The following is a 15,066-nucleotide window of genomic DNA, read 5'->3' as shown; positions in this document are numbered from 1 at the left end:
AGTGAGCAATGGCGTCAGAACAGCTCGACGCGGCCATGGGCCACTGGAAAGCGGGAGACCTCGACCAGGCCGCCGCGCTGTTCAGGCAGATCGCGGCCACAGGGGACCCGGAAGCCTCCCACCTGCTGGCGGGCCTGCTGCAGGAGCAGGGGGACCTCGACGGCGCCGAGGCGGCGCACAGGTCGGTGATCCAGTCGGGCGACCCCGTGTTCGGGCAGCGCTCGGCCATCGCCATGGGCATGATGCTGGTCGCGGCCAAGGAGTGGCCGGCGGCGCACCGGGTGCTGACGATCGCGTCCGACGGGGCCGACTTCGAGGTGGCCGCGCTCGCCGACACGGCGATGGTGCTGGTGCTCACGCAGCTGGGCGACGTGGAGGGCGCGCAGGAGGCGCTGGAGCGGGCCCGCAGGTGTGACAGCCCGGCGGTGGCCGAGCTGGCCGCGCGGCTGGAGCTGCCCGAGTTCCACTTCCAGGACCCGGCCTCGGCCCGCGAGCTGTATGAGGAGGCGGAGGACGAGGACGACTTCCGGGCGCTGCTGACCTGCGGCGACCCCGACGTGGTGTCGCTGTCGGCGTTCCGGCTGTACCAGATCTACGCCGAGGAGGAGGAGTTCGAGCAGGCCAGGCAGGTGTGCGAGCACGCCATCGCCGTCGGGCACCCCGACCACCTGGCCATGGCGCACAAGCTGCTCGGCGCGGTGCTGGTGGACCTGGGCGAGTACGCCGAGTCCGCCGCCGCCTACCGCGTGGCCGCCGAGGACCCGAGGCCCGACATCCGGCTGCCGTCGCTGATCGAGCTGGCCAAGGTGACCGCGTCGCTGGGCGACGTGGAGGAGACCAAGGCGATCTTCCGCCGGGTGATCGCCAGCGGGCAGCGCGAGTACGTCGTGCAGGCCCAGGCCTGCCTGGCCCAGATGCACGTCGAGGCGGGCGAGACGGCCGAGGCGCTGGCCGCGCTGCGCGCGGTGCTGGAGGCGGGCGAGGACGAGTGGGCGTCGATCTGCGTCACGCTGCTCGGCCTGCTGCTCGACCAGCATCCCGAGGTGTACGACGAGGCCATGGAGCTGGCGCGGTTCGCGTCCGGGCACGACGACCCCGACGCCGCGTTCAAGGCCACGCTGCTCCTCGAGCACGCCGCCAGGCAGCAGCCGCTGGCCGACCCCGTCGAGGAGCAGGCGCTCCAGGACACCGACGAGGGGCTGGCCCGCCTGCAGGCCGGTGACGTGGCCGGGGCCAGGCTGCTGCTGCGCGGGGCCGCCGACTCGGGCGCGGCCACGCAGTCGCTCAGGGCCATGGCGACGCTGGCCCAGCTGGAGATCGGCGAGGGCGACCGGGAGCAGGCCGACGAGCTGCTCGCGTACGTGGCCGAGGGCGACGACGTGCTCCAGGGCTTCAGCGCGGTCTTCCTGCTGCACCTGCTGCGCGAGTCGGGCGAGGAGGCGCACCCCGTGCTGGGCGCGATGCTCGACCACCAGCGACTGGGCAGGGAGGAGGGGCTGGTCCGCTACCGCGCGGCCATGGACCATCCCGATCCCGCCGTCGCGGCGATCGGCGCCGCCGTGTTCGCCCAGGTGCTGGCCTCGATCGGGTACGACCTGTCGGACGCGGCCAAGCTGTTCGAGTCGGCGGCCGAGAGCGGGGACCCGCTGGCGCTGTCGTACACGGCGGTGATCTGCAAGGAGGTGCTGTCCGACGAGGAGGCCTCGCTCGACCTGCTGCGCCGGGCCACGGCGGAGGGGCATCCGGTGCTGGCGCCGTGGGTGGGGTACGCGCTGGGCGGGCTCGTCACGGAGCACGACCTGGGCGAGGCGCGGGCCGCGTACACGACGGCCATGGACGGCGGTAACCGCGGGCTGCGGATCGAGGCGGCCGCCTCGCTGTTCACGGTGCTGGAGCGGCAGGGCGACCTGCTGGCCGTCTGCCGGCTGCACGAGAGGCAGATCGAGGAGGAGACCTCCGCGGACGACCGCTCGCGCAGCGCCTGGCTGCTCGGGCTGCACCGGGTGCGGGTCGACGACCTTGCCGCCGCGCGGGCGGCCTTCGACCTGGCGACGGGGGAGCCGAAGGAGATGGGGCGCTTTGCCCAGTTCCTGCTCGACCGGGACCTCGACGCCGCCGCCGAGGCGCTGGCGGAGATCGACGACGAGGGCAACGCGTTCCTGGTGAGCATGCTGGCCATGGAGAGCGCGCACGCCTGGCAGCGGCGCGGCGAGATCGCCGCCGCCGACGCGGCGCTCTCGCTGGTGCTGGCCGCCGGGCACCCCAACTACCGGCAGGAGGCGGGCTGCTACCTCGGCGCGCTGCGGAACGAGGCGGGGGACAAGCGCGGGGCTCTGGAGGCGTGGGAGCAGGTCGCGGAGGGCGACAACGAGCGCCTGGCCGCCATCACGCTGCGCGACATCGGGCAGGTGCGGCAGGAGCTCGGGCTGCTGGTCGAGGCGGCCGCCGCCTACCGGGGAGCGCTCGGGGAGCTGAGCGAGGCGCGCAGGAAGGACGCGACCGTGCGGCTCGCCGAGGTGCTCGTGGCGAGCGGGGCGGCGCAGGAGGCCGGTGAGCTGATGACGGAGGAGTTCGGCGCGGCCGGGCGGCTCAAGTTCGCCGTCGTTCTCCGCGACCACGGCGACCTGAGCGCCGCCCTGTCCCTCCTGACGCCCGGCTCGGGCGATACGCTCGAGGAACAGGTGCTCGGGGAGCTGCTGGCCAGGACGGGCGACGTGCTGGGGGCGCGGGAGGCGTTCGAGCGGGCCGTGGCCGCCGACCCCGAGTCCGCGTCCGGTGCGCTGGTGTGGGCGGGCCGGACGCTGGCCGAAGCGGGCGACGACGAGTACGCCCGCTCCGCCTACGAACGGGTCGTCGCCCTGGACGACGACGAATGGTTCACGGCCGTCGCGCGCGTCCGGCTCGGCACGGCCTCGGCCAAAGAACGCGGATGGGTGCTGGCCGACGACGGCGACCGGGAGGGGGCGGTCGCGGCGCTGACCGAGTTCGCCGGGTCGGAGCTGATGGCCGAGGTGCTGCTCGCGCTCGAAGAGGACGACGCGAAGGCCGTACGCCGGCTGGTGGCCGCGGCGGACCCGCAGGACCGGCGGGAACCCCTCGCCGAGACCCTTGAGCGGGCCCGTGGGCTGGACGACGAGAACGCGGCCGCGGCGCTCTGCCGGGTGGTCGTCGAGCTGGGCGAGCCCGACCTCGCCGCGCAGGCCGCGGTGGACCTCGGCGTGGTCCTCGCCGAGCGCGGCCAGCACTGCCGGGCCGAGCTGAGCACCCTGCCCGCCACCGGACATCCGCGCACGGCCGAGATGGCCTGGCGCAACATCGCCATCCTCCGCCACCGCCGCGGCGACCTCGACGGGGCGATCGAGGCGGCCCGCGCCGCGATGCCCGCCACCGCCGTCGTGCTGGCCGACCTCCTCAACGCGCGGGGCGACGCCGAGGGCGTACGCGAGGCGCTGACCGCCGGTGCGGCGGCCGGGGACCTCGAGAGCGAGCGCCACCTGATCGCCCACCTGCTCCTCATGGAGGACCACGACGCGGTGGTGGAGGAGGCCGAGCGGGCCGTCGGCACCGGCGACCCCGAGACCGTGTCGATGGGCTACTGGGCATGGGGCGACGCGTACAAGGCGCGGGACGACCTGGAGAACGCGGCCCTCATGTACCGGCGGGGCGTGGAGACCGGCTTCCCGGGCACCTCGGCCGGCATCCGCGTGGACCTCGCCAAGGCCCTGCGCGGGCTGGGCGACACGGCCGGCGCCGTCCGGGAGGTGCGGCTGGCCATGGAGTCCGGCGCGCCCGACGCGGTGGACCGGGGCGGCGTGCAGCTCGGTATCTGGCTGTACGAGGAGGACGACCACATGGGCGCCGCCCAGGCGTTCGCGGCCGCCGCGGGCGCCGGCTCCGAGGTGGCGGCGGGCAACCTGCGGGTGCTCGCCCACCAGGCGTCCGACCGCGGCGAGCACGACCTGGCCGTGCGGATCCTCCGGCTGATGGGCGACGAGGCCGCCGCCGTGGCGCGTGAACTGGGCGAGCGGTGTGAGGACCCGGCCGCCGTGCGGGCGTACTTCGAGCTGGCCGGGCGGGGGACGTTCACCGAGCTGGACGTCGCCGACCGGCTGGCCGAGCTGGGCGAGCACGCCGAGGCCCGGGCGATCTACGAACGGCTCAGCCGGGACGACGACGCGGACGTACGGTTCGTCGCCGGCGGCAGGCTGCTCGAACTGCTCGACGACGAGGGGGACACCGAGGCGTTCTTCGACGTCGCGCAGCGGGCGGCGGCCGACGCCGACAGCCCCATCCGCGGGGTGTTCGGGAGCCTGCTCGGCATGTTGCAGGGCAACCGCGGGGAGACCGAGGCGTCCCTGGACACGTTGCGGGCGGCCGCCGCCGGGGGCGAGCCCATCGCGCTGGCCACGCTGGCGCAGACGCTGGTCGGGGCCGGGCTGGTGGACGAGGGGCGGGAGGCGTACCTGCGGGTGCTCGACGCCGGCGACGCCGACCTCGCGGCCCGGGCGACGATCGCGCTGGGGCAGACGTACCACGAGGAGGACGAGGAGCGGGCCCGGCAGTGGTACCTGCGGGGCGTCGAGGAGGCCGAGGGGCACTTCAGCGCGCTCGCGGCGATGTACCTGGGCGCGCTGGCCAAGCGGAACCGGGACTTCCCCGAGGCGCTCACCTGGTACCAGCGGGTCATCGACGCGGGGGACGCCGAGTCGGGGCTGGCCGCGGCGCACCTCGGCGAGCTGTGCTACTGGCTCGGCGACCACGACGGCGCCCTGCGCTACTACGAGCTCACACTGGGGCTGACCGAGCAGGCCGACCTGGTGGCCGAGGCCGCCTGCCGGATGGGGGAGATCAGGTACGCGCGGGGTGACATGGAGCTGGCCCGGCGGCTGCTGCGGACGGCGGTGGAGACCGGCGACCCGTCCTTCGTCCCCACGGCCTCGTCGCTGCTGGCCAAGATCGGGTAAGCCAGGTCAGGCGTGCCCGAGGCCCGCCGGCAGCAGGGCGCGGAGCGTGGCCTGGACGGACTCCAGGTCCACCGCCTCGGGAGCGACCCGCCACTGGGCGTGGACGCCGATGACGGCCCCCACCAGCAGGACCGCGAACGCCTCCGGGTCGGTGCCCGGGGGCAGCGCGTCCGCCGGTATCCGGGCCAGCACCCCCTGCCGGAGTGCCGCGTGGAGCCGGGCGTAGTGCTCGCGGATCGGTGAGCCGACCTCCACGGCCTCGGCGAGCAGGGTGATGAACAGCCGCGTGGCGGGCCGGCGGATGAAGCCCATGACCTGGTCGAGCGGATCACCGGCGGGCGCGGGGAAGCCGCTCGGCACGGCCTGGACCTGGTCGTCGACCACCGCTTCCAGCAGGCCGAGCTTGTTGCCGAAGTGCCAGGGGATGGAGCCGCGGCTGATGCCGGCCTTGTCGGCGATGTCGATGAAGCTCGTCTGCCGGTATCCCTTCTCGGCGAAGAGCTCGGCCGCGGCCGTCACCAGCAGCCGGCGGCTCTCCTGAGCGCTCTCGATACGTCGCGTGGCCATGCGGCCATCTAACCAGGTATGCCGGATGACAGAGCATATGCCAGGCGATATAGCCTGTGTCGGTCAACATAGAAGGGTGTCACGATGGACTCCAAGAAGCGGCTGCTCCGCTGGGCGAGCGGGATCATGCTGGTGCTGGGCGCGGGGCACCTGTCCCTGCTGGCGCTCTTCGCCTGGGGCGACGTCGCCGGCTGGGCGGATCGGGGGCTGTGGGCGGCCGTCCCGCTCGAATTCACGGGCGGCGGCCAGACGGTGGAGTCCCTGCAGAACAAGCTCGTCTTCTGGGCCGGTCCGGGGGGCTTCGCCGTCCCCTTGTTCCTCCTGGGGTGCCTGATCTGGCACCTGGCCGGACGAGGGGTGGCGGTGCCCGCCGGACTCGGCTGGGGTGTCGCGGCGTGGTGTGCGCTGGGCGGCGTCCTGCTCGTGCCGTCCCCGTTCTTCGCCGGGACGGTCTCCGGGGCGCTCATCATCGTGGCGGCCCGGGACCGCCCTGGTCCTAGTTCAGGCGGGTGACCCGGCCCAGGGCCGGGGCCTGCAGCGGGCTCTTCGCCCGGATGTAGGACTCGAACGCCTCGATGTCGCGCACCTTCTCCACCCGGTCGGTGCCCTCGGTCAGCACCGAGAAGCCGTCGCCGCCGTTCGCGATGAAGGAGTTGGCGGTCAGGCGGTACTTCGCGGCCGGATCGACGACGGTCCCGTTGAGCTTGACGGTGGCCGGGTCGATCCGGTCGCAGGCGGGCTTGGCGTTGTCGTAGGTGTACGTGAGCCCCTGGGAGACGCCGAGCACGCGCGCGGTGCCCTGGCCGCACCACTGCTGCTCCAGCAGCCGCTCCAGCTGGGCGCCGGTGAGCGTCATGGTGACGAGCATGTTGCTGAACGGCTGCACGCGCAGCGCCTTGCCGTGCGTCACCAGGTTCGACATCTCGTTGCCGGTGGGGTTGACGATCAGGTCGCCGCCGATGCCGCCGCCGTAGGGCGGCTGGATCCCGATCTGGGCGCCGCCGTTCTCCGAGGCCGAGGTGGCGAAGAGCCGGGCGTCGGCCAGGGCGTGGCCGACGGTGGACTCGCCGGCGGCGTTGCGCTGGGCGGTGAGGTCGCGGGCGAGCAGGCCGACCGGCCGGTCCAGCAGCTTCTGCCCCTGCTCGTCGGTCCTGCGGCGCAGGGCGGCGATCTGGCCGTCCGGCTTGACGTCGTGGGTGACGGTGAGGTTCTCGGCCTTGGAGGCGGTCGGGTTGCCGGTCGCCCGGTCCACGGTGAGGGAGATCCTGGTGAGCTCGCGCGTGTGGCCCGAGGTCTGGGTGACCGGGATGCCGTTGATCACGCAGTTGTACGCGTTGTGCGTGTGCCCCGAGATCACCGCGTCCACCTCGGGGTCGAACCGCTGCACGATGTCCTTGATCGGCCCGGCCAGGTTGTTGCACTGGTTGGGCAGGCCGCCGCCGGTCTGGCCGCCGCCCTGGTGGATCAGCACCACGATGGTCCGCACACCCTTGGCCTTGAGCTCGGCCGCGTACGTGTTGACCGCCTCGGCCTCGTCGCGTCCCTCCAGCGGCGCGGTGGGGCCGGGGGCCTCGTTCAGCGTGTTCTTGTAGCTGACGCCGATGATGCCGACCTTGACGCCCTTGACCTCCTTCACGATGTAGGGGGTCATCGCGGGCTTGCCGGTGGTGGTGTCGACGATGTTGGCGCCCAGGTACGGGAAGTCGGCGCCCTTGAAGCCCGGGAGCGCGCACCCTTCGATCGGGTGGCAGCCGCCGTCCTCCATCCGGCGGAACTCGGTCAGGCCCTCGTCGAACTCGTGGTTGCCGACGCTGGAGGCGTCCAGGCGCATCAGGTTGAGCGCCTGGATGCCCGGCTCGTCGTGCAGGGCGGTGGCGTTCATGGTGCTGGAGGAGATGTTGTCGCCGGCCGCGAGCCGCAGCGTGCCGTGGGGGTTGTCGCGCTGGAGCCGGTCCATGTGGGCGGCCAGGTACTCGGCGCCGCCCGCCGGGACCGGGCCGGACGGCGTCATGGCGAAGCTGGTCGGGAAGCCGGAGTGGAAGTCGTTGAAGGCCAGTAACTGGATGTCCACCGCGTCGGCGCGGGTGGGCAGCAGGCCGGCGCTCCCGAGCACCAGCGCCAGGAGGAAGTTCCGCATGGCCTCGAAAGTGACATACTCCCAACAGATCACACAAGGGGGAAATTTTCTAACATCGTCTGTTGAATGTGAACTATTGACATACATGTAGGAAAGCGGGAGGGTTCCTCCCATGTCACCGATCCTGGCCAGAATCCGGGGGGTCGAGCCCACCCTCACCGCGACCCACCGGCGCATCGCCGAGACGATCCTGGCGGACCCCGCCGCCGTGGCCGCCTCGACCATCGGCGAGCTGGCGGAGCGGTGCGGCACCTCACTCACCACCGTCACCCGCTTCTGCCGCGAGCTGGGCCTGGCCGGCTACCCCGAGCTCAGGCTGGCGCTGGCGGCCGAGCTCGGCCGCAACGACGCCACCCCGCGCGAGCAGAGCCTGATCGCCTTCTCGCCGGACGACCCCGCGAGCCTGGTGCTGCGCAGCCTGCTGGCCAGCGACATGCGCGCGATGGAGGAGACGGCGGCCCAGCTCGACCTCGAGGCGGTGGACCGGGCGGCCTCCGCCCTGGTGCGCGCCAGGTTCATCGACTTCTTCGCGGTCGCCGGCAGCGCCGGCGTGGCCATGGACCTGCACCTGCGGCTGCACGCCATCGGCCGGCCGGGTGCGCTGTGGACCGACGTGCACAACGCCGTCTGCAGCGCCAACGCGCGCGACGGCCACGACGTGGCGCTCGGCATCTCCCACTCGGGCACCACGGCCGAGGTCGTCGAGCCGCTGACCATCGCCAAAGAACGTGGCGCCACCACGATCGCGGTCACCAACTTCCCCCGCAGCCCGCTGGCCGAGGCCGCCGACATCGTCCTCACCACCGCCGCGCAGGACACCCCCTTCCGCGCCGGCGGGGTGGCCGCCCGCCACACCCAGATGCTCGTCCTGGACTGCCTCTACATCGGCGTCGTCCAACGTACCCATCAGACCAGCAACCAGCTGCTGACCGCCGCCACCGACGCGGTCGCCAAGCACCGCCTGCCCCCACGCTAGGAGCCCCCCATGCGCCTCGCCGCCGCTGTCGCGCTGGCGACAGCCCTCACCGCCTGTGCCCCTTCGACCACCACCAGTGCCGGCGAGGGCAAGGTCACCCTCTCGGTCTGGGGGTGGGGTCCCGAGGCCAACTACGACAAGATGTTCGCCGCGTACGAGAAGCTCAACCCCGGCGTCGACGTCGACGCCCGCTCCTTCACCACCGCCACCGAGTACGACACGATCCTGTCCACCGGCCTGGCCGGCGACAGCGGCCCCGACCTGGCCTGGCTGCGCGCCGGAGCCCAGCTGCAGCCGCTGGTCGAGGCGGGCCGGCTGCTCCCGCTCGACGCCAAGGACGTGCCCGGCCTGGCGAGCTACGACGAGGGCGTCCTGCGCGCCGCCAAGGGCGACAAGGACGGCAAGGTGTACGGCGTCCCGTTCGCCGTGCAGACCCTGCAGGTGATCTACAACAAGAAGATCTTCGCCGACAACGGCGTCACCCCGCCCAAGACGTACGACGAGATGATCTCCTCCGCCGAGAAGCTCAAGGCCAAGGGCATCATCCCGTTCGCCTTCGGCGGCAAGGACGACTGGATGCTGCCGATCGTGGCGAGCATCTTCGGCACCGCCCAGTGGGGCGGCGACGAGTTCCTCGCCGACGTCAAGGCCAAGCGGAAGAAGTTCGCCGACCCGCGCTTCGTCGAGGGCATCGAGCAGCTCGGCAAGCTCAAGCCGTACTTCCCCGAGAACGCCGCCGGCGTCTCCTACACCGACGCGCAGATCCTGTTCTCCTCCGGCAAGGCGGCCATGTTCCCCGGCGGCCTGTGGGAGCTGAACTTCTTCAACGAGAACGCCAAGGGCGTCGATCTCGGCGTCTTCACGCCGCCCTCGCCGGAAGGCCAGGGCCTCATGCCCGGCTTCACCGACGGCTCCTACGGCATCAACGTCAAGACCAGGCACAAGGCCGAGGCGCTGAAGTTCGCCGCCTGGCTGGCCTCCAAGGACTACGGCCAGCTCTACACCGACACCCTGCGCATCTTCTCCGCCGTCCCCGGCGTCACGCCCAAGGACCCCCTGCTCGGCGAGGTCGCCACCACCTTCAAGCAGCACGGCGCGGCCTACTTCATGAACGAGTTCGCCTACGGCAACCCCTCCTCGGCCGCCGTGTTCTCCAAGGCGCTGCAGGAGATGCTGCTGGGCCGGATCACCGCCAAGGAAGCGGCGGAGCGGCTCGACAAGAGCGTGTCCACATGGCTCTAGGCACGCGGCGGGGGCGGGGATCGTCGTACCTGTTCCTGATCCCCGCCTTCCTCCTTTACTCGGCTTTCGTGGTCTACCCGCTGTTCACCGGCCTGACCTACAGCTTCTTCTCCTGGAAGGGCACGCTGCGCGGCGGCTTCGCCGGGGTGGACAACTACGCCGGCCTGCTGTCGGGCACCTTCCTCGACCAGCTGCTGCCGGCGCTGGGGCACAACTTCCTGCTCTTCGCGGGCACCATGCTGGTGCAGAACACGCTGGGCCTGGCCTTCGCGCTCGCGCTGTCCCGAGTACGGCGCGGCAAGCGGGCCCTGCAGACCATGTTCGCCCTGCCGTACCTGGTCAACCCCCTGGTCATCGGCTACCTGTGGACCCTGCTGCTCAGCCCCGCCTTCGGCCCGGTCAACGCGTTCCTCAAGCCGCTCGGCCTGGCGATGCCGTGGCTGGGCGACCCGGACACCGCGTTGCCGACCGTCATCATGATCACCACCTGGCAGTGGGTGGGCTTTCCGATGCTGCTGTTCAGCGCCGCCCTCGGCGGCATCCCCCAGGAGTACGGCGAGGCCGCCAGGACCGACGGCGCGGGCTCCTGGCAGGTGTTCTGGCGCATCACGCTGCCGCTGCTCAAGCCGGCCATGGCCACCGTCACGATCCTCAGCTTCATCGGCAGCATGGGCACCTTCGCCCTGGTCTACGCGCTCGGCGGCTCCAACGGCGCCCCGGCGGGCGCGACGGACGTGCTCGGACTGCTGTTCTACCGGACCGCCTTCGCCTCGGGCGACGTCAACGCGCTGGGCACCTCCTCGGCGCTGGCGGTCTTCATGTTCACCTTCATCTTCGGCTCGACGCTGCTGCTCGAGCGGGTCCTGAGGAGGAAGGCATGAGGGCACTGGCGATCAAGATCCTGCTCTGGGGCTACGCCGCCTTCTCCATGGCGCCCCTGCTCGTCATGGTGCTCAGCTCGTTCCGGCCCACCAGCGAGATCTTCGACCAGCCGCTCGGCCGGCCCACCGGGTTCGGCAACTACGTCAAGGCGTGGACGGAGGCGTCCTTCTCCACGTACGTGGTCAACTCGGCGGTCGTCGTGGTCTGCGCGGTGCTGCTGGGCGCCGGGGTCTCGCTGCTGGCCGCGTACCCGCTGGGCCGCAGGGAGTTCCGCGGCCGCGGCATGTTCGCCGCCTATTTCATCTCCGGCATGACGCTGCCCGCCCACCTGGGCGTGCTGCCGCTGTTCTACCTGCTGGAGAGCATGGGGCTGGTGGACTCGCTGGCCGGGCTGGTGCTGGTCTACGCGGCCGGGTCGGTCCCGTTCAACGTCTTCGTGCTGACCGCCTTCTTCCGCCAGCTGCCGTACGAGCTGGACGAGGCCGCGTCCCTGGACGGCGCCGGCCCGTTCGCGACCTTCTGGCACGTGATGCTGCCGCTGGTCCGGCCCGCGCTCGCGACGGTGGTGGTCTTCCAGTTCGTGCCGATCTGGAATGACTTCTTCTACCCCCTGGTCCTGATGCGGGACGAGAGCAAGCTGACCCTGCCGGTCGGCCTCACCCACTTCTTCGGCCAGTTCCAGAACGACTGGGGGACGCTCTTCGCCGGCCTGGTGATGACGACGATCCCGCTGGTCGTGCTCTTCGTCCTGGCCACGCGCCAGATCGTCGCCGGGCTGACCGCCGGCATGAACCGTTGAGGAAACAATCCATGGATCTTGTGATGGCCTTCGCCGACGAGGCGCGCTCCCGCCTGGACCGGCTGCTGACCGGCCAGCTGCCCGCCATCCGGCGGTCGGGGGCGCTGATCGCCGAGGCCGTGCGCGCCGGCGGCGTCGTGCACGCGTACGGGACGGGCCACTCGGAGGCGGTGGCGCTGGAGGTGGCGGGCCGGGCGGGCGGTCTCATCCCGACCAACCGGCTCACCCTGCGCGACCCGGTGGTGCTGGGCTCGGCCGACCCCGGCGAGTTCGACCCGCTGGCCGAGCGCGATCCGCGCACCGCGCACCAGGTGCTGGCCCTGCACACGATCGAGAAGTCCGACGTCTTCGTCATCGCCTCGAACTCGGGCGGCAACGGCTCGACCGTGGAGATGGCCCGGCTGGTCAAGGAGCGCGGCCTGCCGCTGATCGCGATCACCTCCCTGGCCCACTCCGGCGCCATCACCTCGCGCCACCCGTCGGGGGAGCGGCTGTTCGAGCTGGCGGACATCGTGATCGACAACCTGGCGCCGTACGGCGACGCCGTCCTGCCGACCGAGCACGGCCCGGTCTGCGGCATCTCCTCGATCACCTCGGCGCTGGTCGTGCAGCTGATGATCGCCGAGGCGATCGGCCTGCTCCAGGCGGATGGAACGGTCCCGCCGGTCTACCTGTCGGCCAACATCCCCGGCGCCGACGCGCACAACGACGCCCTCGTGGCCCGCTACGCCGGGCGGATCAGGACGGGAGCGCTGTGAACCTGACGATCGCCGCCTTCTGGCCGCCGCCGCCCCACGAGACGACGGCCGCCCGCTACCGGGAGATCGCCGAAGCCGGCATCGACCTGGTCATCACCGGCAACTACCTCAACGACCGCGTCATCCTGCGGCACGCGCTGGCCTGCGCCGAGGAGGCGGGGCTCGGCGTGCTGGTCGCCTCGGACCCGCGCGTGGACGTGCTCATGCGCGACCTGGACGTGGACCCCGCGCCGCTGATCGGCCGGGTGGTCGAGGACTACCGCCCGTTCCGCTCCTTCCGAGGCGTCAGCCTCATGGACGAGCCGCACGCCGAGCAGTTCGCCAGGGTGGCGGCCGGGGTCGCCGCCGTGCGCGCGGCCGGCGCCTTCGCCTACGCCAACCTCCTCCCGAGCCACGCCACCGGCCCCTACGACGCGTACGTGGGGGAGTTCGCCAGGATCGTCCGCCCCGACGTGCTCTCCTTCGACCGCTACCCGTTCCTGGCCGACGGCTTCGACGAGGGCTACCTCGCCGACCTGGCGACCGTGCGCGAGCACGCGCGCCGGGCAGGGCTGCCCGCCTGGATGTACGTGCAGACGCTGGCCTACGACGGGCACCGCGAGCCGACGGCCGCCGAGCTGGCCTGGCAGGTCAACACCGCGCTCGCCTACGGCTACACCGGCATCCAGTACTTCACCTACTGGACGCCCGACCCGGCGCGCGGCGAGGGCTTCCGGCCGGCGCTCATCGACGGGGACGGCGTGCCGACCGAGCGCTACGGCATGGTGCGCGACCTCAACACCCGCTGGCTGCGCCCGGTGGCGGCGGAGCTGTCCGGCTGGACGTCGGCCGACCACGACGGCGACGTCCTGGTGGGCCACTACGGCGAGGGCCTGCTGTTCGTCTGCAACGCCCGTCACGACGAGCCGGCCGAGGTCACGCTCGACGGGATCACCGAGGCCTTCGACCCGGCGACCGGCGCCTACGAGGCGTGCGGCACGGCCTTCACCCTTGCGCCCGGCGCGGCGAGACTGGTCCGATGATGCTCTTCGCCGGCGTCGACGCCGGCGGCACCACCACCCGGGCCGCCCTCCACGCGGCGGACGGGACCAGGCTCGGATACGGCACCGCCGGCCCCGGCAACCCGGCCGCGCACGGCGGCCCGGCGGCCGGGGCGGCGATCGAGCAGGCCCTGCGCCGCGCGCTCGACGGCCTGGACCCGTCGCTGGTGGCCGCCTCGGTGGCGGGGGTGGCGGGCGCGGACGACGGCTTCACCGAGGTGCTGCGGCGCGTCTGGACCGCGTGCGGCATCGCCTCCCCGCCCAGACCGGCGAGTGACGTGGACGTCGCCTACGCGGCCGGCACCCCGGCGCCGTCCGGCACGCTGCTGCTGGCCGGGACGGGGGCGGCGGCCGCCCGCTTCTCCGGTCGCGCGGTGGCGGCCGTCGCCGACGGGCTCGGGTGGCTGCTCGGCGACGAGGGCGGAGGCTTCTGGATCGGCCGGGCCGGGGTGCGCGCGGCCGTCCGCGCGCTCGATCGCGGCCTGCCGGGCGGGCCGCTGGTGGAGCTGGTCGGCGCGCACTTCGGCGCGACGGGGGAGCCGCGGCGGCGCGCCGACCGCATCGTGCGGCTGGCGCAGGCCGACCGCATGCTGGTGGGGGCCGCGGCGCCGCTCGTGGCCGAGGCGGCGGCGGCCGGGGACGAGCGCGCGGCGCAGATCGTCGGCGAGGCCGCGCGGCGGCTGGCGGCGACGGCGGGCCGCGTGCACGGGGAGGGTCCGATCGTGCTGGCGGGCGGCGTGCTGGCCGCCGACGGCCCGGTACGCACGGCGGTCATGGCGCTGCTGGCCGGGCGGGAGGTGGTCACCGCGCGGGACGGCGCGGCGGGGGCGAGCTGGCTGGCCGCGCTCGACCGGCTGGGCGACCTCGGCGCGCACGCGCGCTTCACCACTCTCGACCACCCTTGAGTGAACTTGTCATTAATTTAATGACCGATTAGTCTCATCTGGTCAAACAAATGAGGTGAGACGGATGGTCAAGGTAGGGCGGCCACCGCAGGATCCGGCCCGGCAGATGGAGCGGGCCCACCGGATCCTCGACGCCGCCGCCGATCTGGTCCTGCGCTGGGGCTACGGCAAGACCACGATCGACGACGTGGCCAAGCGGGCAGGCGTCGCCAAGGGCACCATTTACCTGCACTGGAAGACGCGCGACGAGCTCTTCGCCGCGTTGCTGCGCCGCGAGCGGGTGCTCATGCTGGCCGAGGTCCGCCAGGGCACGCCGGCCACGCTGGGCGAGCTGTACGGCGGGTACGCCCGCGTGCTGCTGCGCAGGCCGCTGCTCCAGGCGCTCATGCGGGGCGACTCGGACCTGCTGGGCAAGTTCACCCGCCAGAAGCAGCAGGCGGGCCAGTCGCCGACGATGGGCCTGCCCCTGGAGGCGTACGTGGCGGAGCTGGTCAAGCTGGGCGCGGTGCGCGAGGAGCCGGGCGACCACGCCATGGTGGCCAACGCCGTCCTGTACGGGTTCCTGTTCGTGCCGGACGGCCTGCGCATGGAGGCGGAGGAGTCCGCCGACCGGATCGCGTTCCTGGTGGCCGACACCATCGACCGGGCCATGAGCACGGGCCGCACCCTGTCCGGCGACGACGCGGACGCCGTCGCGCGGGCCACCCTCGACTTCCTCGCCGCCGCGCAGGAGATCGCCGAGCAGCGGCTGGCGGCCTCCATGGGCGGGTCGCAAAAGGCGCAAAGGAGCGTGTGA

General features: G+C 72.6%; 12 protein-coding genes. 10 read left to right on the top strand and 2 right to left on the bottom strand.

Features of this window, described 5'->3' with window-relative positions:
• Positions 1–8 precede the first annotated feature (8 nt).
• Positions 9–4,964, top strand: coding sequence for a tetratricopeptide repeat protein (locus AB0J87_RS20330; protein ID WP_363967235.1), 4,956 nt, complete (start codon positions 9–11; stop codon positions 4,962–4,964).
• A gap of 6 nt (positions 4,965–4,970) precedes the next feature.
• On the opposite strand, the gene AB0J87_RS20325 is transcribed toward AB0J87_RS20330, so the two are convergent.
• Positions 4,971–5,531, bottom strand: a complete 561-nt coding sequence (locus AB0J87_RS20325) for a TetR family transcriptional regulator (protein WP_363967233.1) — start codon at positions 5,529–5,531, stop codon at positions 4,971–4,973.
• An 84-nt stretch (positions 5,532–5,615) separates the two neighbouring features.
• Here AB0J87_RS20325 and AB0J87_RS20320 point away from each other — a divergent pair, with 84 nt between their 5' ends.
• A complete protein-coding gene (locus AB0J87_RS20320; RefSeq protein WP_363967231.1) occupies positions 5,616–6,044 on the top strand; it encodes a DUF6463 family protein in 429 nt (142 codons plus the stop codon).
• Here AB0J87_RS20320 and AB0J87_RS20315 read toward each other — a convergent pair.
• A complete protein-coding gene (locus AB0J87_RS20315) occupies positions 6,028–7,668 on the bottom strand; it encodes a bifunctional metallophosphatase/5'-nucleotidase (protein ID WP_363967229.1) in 1,641 nt (546 codons plus the stop codon). The genes AB0J87_RS20320 and AB0J87_RS20315 overlap by 17 nt on opposite strands.
• 112 nt (positions 7,669–7,780) lie before the next feature.
• Between AB0J87_RS20315 and AB0J87_RS20310 the strand changes: the two genes are divergently transcribed.
• The 8 genes from AB0J87_RS20310 to AB0J87_RS20275 all read left to right on the top strand — a co-directional run bounded on the left by AB0J87_RS20310 (position 7,781) and on the right by AB0J87_RS20275 (position 15,066).
• Entirely contained in the window at positions 7,781–8,644 is an 864-nt protein-coding gene (locus AB0J87_RS20310; RefSeq protein ID WP_350725218.1) for a MurR/RpiR family transcriptional regulator, read from the top strand.
• Between the two features lie 9 nt (positions 8,645–8,653).
• On the top strand, positions 8,654–9,886 hold the full coding sequence (locus tag AB0J87_RS20305; protein ID WP_363967227.1) for an extracellular solute-binding protein: 1,233 nt from the start codon (positions 8,654–8,656) through the stop codon (positions 9,884–9,886).
• The gene (locus tag AB0J87_RS20300) at positions 9,877–10,767 is read left to right on the top strand and encodes a sugar ABC transporter permease (RefSeq protein ID WP_350725222.1); all 891 of its coding nucleotides are present in this window, start codon (positions 9,877–9,879) and stop codon (positions 10,765–10,767) included. The genes AB0J87_RS20305 and AB0J87_RS20300 overlap by 10 nt, the downstream gene beginning before the upstream one ends.
• Positions 10,764–11,567 (top strand): carbohydrate ABC transporter permease, encoded by an 804-nt coding sequence (locus AB0J87_RS20295; protein WP_355207921.1) that lies wholly within the window; start codon positions 10,764–10,766, stop codon positions 11,565–11,567. The genes AB0J87_RS20300 and AB0J87_RS20295 overlap by 4 nt, the downstream gene beginning before the upstream one ends.
• Positions 11,568–11,578: 11 nt before the next feature.
• Positions 11,579–12,325 (top strand): SIS domain-containing protein, encoded by a 747-nt coding sequence (locus AB0J87_RS20290; RefSeq protein ID WP_350725226.1) that lies wholly within the window; start codon positions 11,579–11,581, stop codon positions 12,323–12,325.
• Entirely contained in the window at positions 12,322–13,347 is a 1,026-nt protein-coding gene (locus tag AB0J87_RS20285; RefSeq protein ID WP_363967224.1) for a hypothetical protein, read from the top strand. Before AB0J87_RS20290 ends, AB0J87_RS20285 begins: the two co-directional genes overlap by 4 nt.
• Positions 13,344–14,270: a BadF/BadG/BcrA/BcrD ATPase family protein gene (locus AB0J87_RS20280; RefSeq protein ID WP_363967222.1), complete on the top strand. Its 927-nt coding sequence runs from the start codon at positions 13,344–13,346 to the stop codon at positions 14,268–14,270. The genes AB0J87_RS20285 and AB0J87_RS20280 overlap by 4 nt, the downstream gene beginning before the upstream one ends.
• A 64-nt stretch (positions 14,271–14,334) precedes the next feature.
• Positions 14,335–15,066 (top strand): helix-turn-helix domain-containing protein, encoded by a 732-nt coding sequence (locus AB0J87_RS20275; RefSeq protein ID WP_363967220.1) that lies wholly within the window; start codon positions 14,335–14,337, stop codon positions 15,064–15,066.

The sequence above is a fragment of the Nonomuraea sp. NPDC049625 genome (genome assembly GCF_040675285.1).
In the GTDB taxonomy this organism is placed as follows: Bacteria; Actinomycetota; Actinomycetes; order Streptosporangiales; family Streptosporangiaceae; genus Nonomuraea; species Nonomuraea angiospora_A.
Note: the sequence above shows the minus strand (reverse complement) of the source record. Positions and strands in the feature narration are given on the sequence as shown.

What these genes read in the sequence shown, in the direction of transcription:
- AB0J87_RS20315 (WP_363967229.1), bottom strand. Translation starts at nt 7,668, where the DNA reads ATGCGGAACTTCCTCCTGGCGCTGGTGCTCGGGAGCGCCGGCCTGCTG.
- AB0J87_RS20280 (WP_363967222.1), top strand. Translation starts at nt 13,344, where the DNA reads ATGATGCTCTTCGCCGGCGTCGACGCCGGCGGCACCACCACCCGGGCC.
- AB0J87_RS20305 (WP_363967227.1), top strand. Translation starts at nt 8,654, where the DNA reads ATGCGCCTCGCCGCCGCTGTCGCGCTGGCGACAGCCCTCACCGCCTGT.
- AB0J87_RS20320 (WP_363967231.1), top strand. Translation starts at nt 5,616, where the DNA reads ATGGACTCCAAGAAGCGGCTGCTCCGCTGGGCGAGCGGGATCATGCTG.
- AB0J87_RS20310 (WP_350725218.1), top strand. Translation starts at nt 7,781, where the DNA reads ATGTCACCGATCCTGGCCAGAATCCGGGGGGTCGAGCCCACCCTCACC.
- AB0J87_RS20325 (WP_363967233.1), bottom strand. Translation starts at nt 5,531, where the DNA reads ATGGCCACGCGACGTATCGAGAGCGCTCAGGAGAGCCGCCGGCTGCTG.
- AB0J87_RS20290 (WP_350725226.1), top strand. Translation starts at nt 11,579, where the DNA reads ATGGATCTTGTGATGGCCTTCGCCGACGAGGCGCGCTCCCGCCTGGAC.
- AB0J87_RS20300 (WP_350725222.1), top strand. Translation starts at nt 9,877, where the DNA reads ATGGCTCTAGGCACGCGGCGGGGGCGGGGATCGTCGTACCTGTTCCTG.
- AB0J87_RS20330 (WP_363967235.1), top strand. Translation starts at nt 9, where the DNA reads ATGGCGTCAGAACAGCTCGACGCGGCCATGGGCCACTGGAAAGCGGGA.
- AB0J87_RS20295 (WP_355207921.1), top strand. Translation starts at nt 10,764, where the DNA reads ATGAGGGCACTGGCGATCAAGATCCTGCTCTGGGGCTACGCCGCCTTC.
- AB0J87_RS20275 (WP_363967220.1), top strand. Translation starts at nt 14,335, where the DNA reads ATGGTCAAGGTAGGGCGGCCACCGCAGGATCCGGCCCGGCAGATGGAG.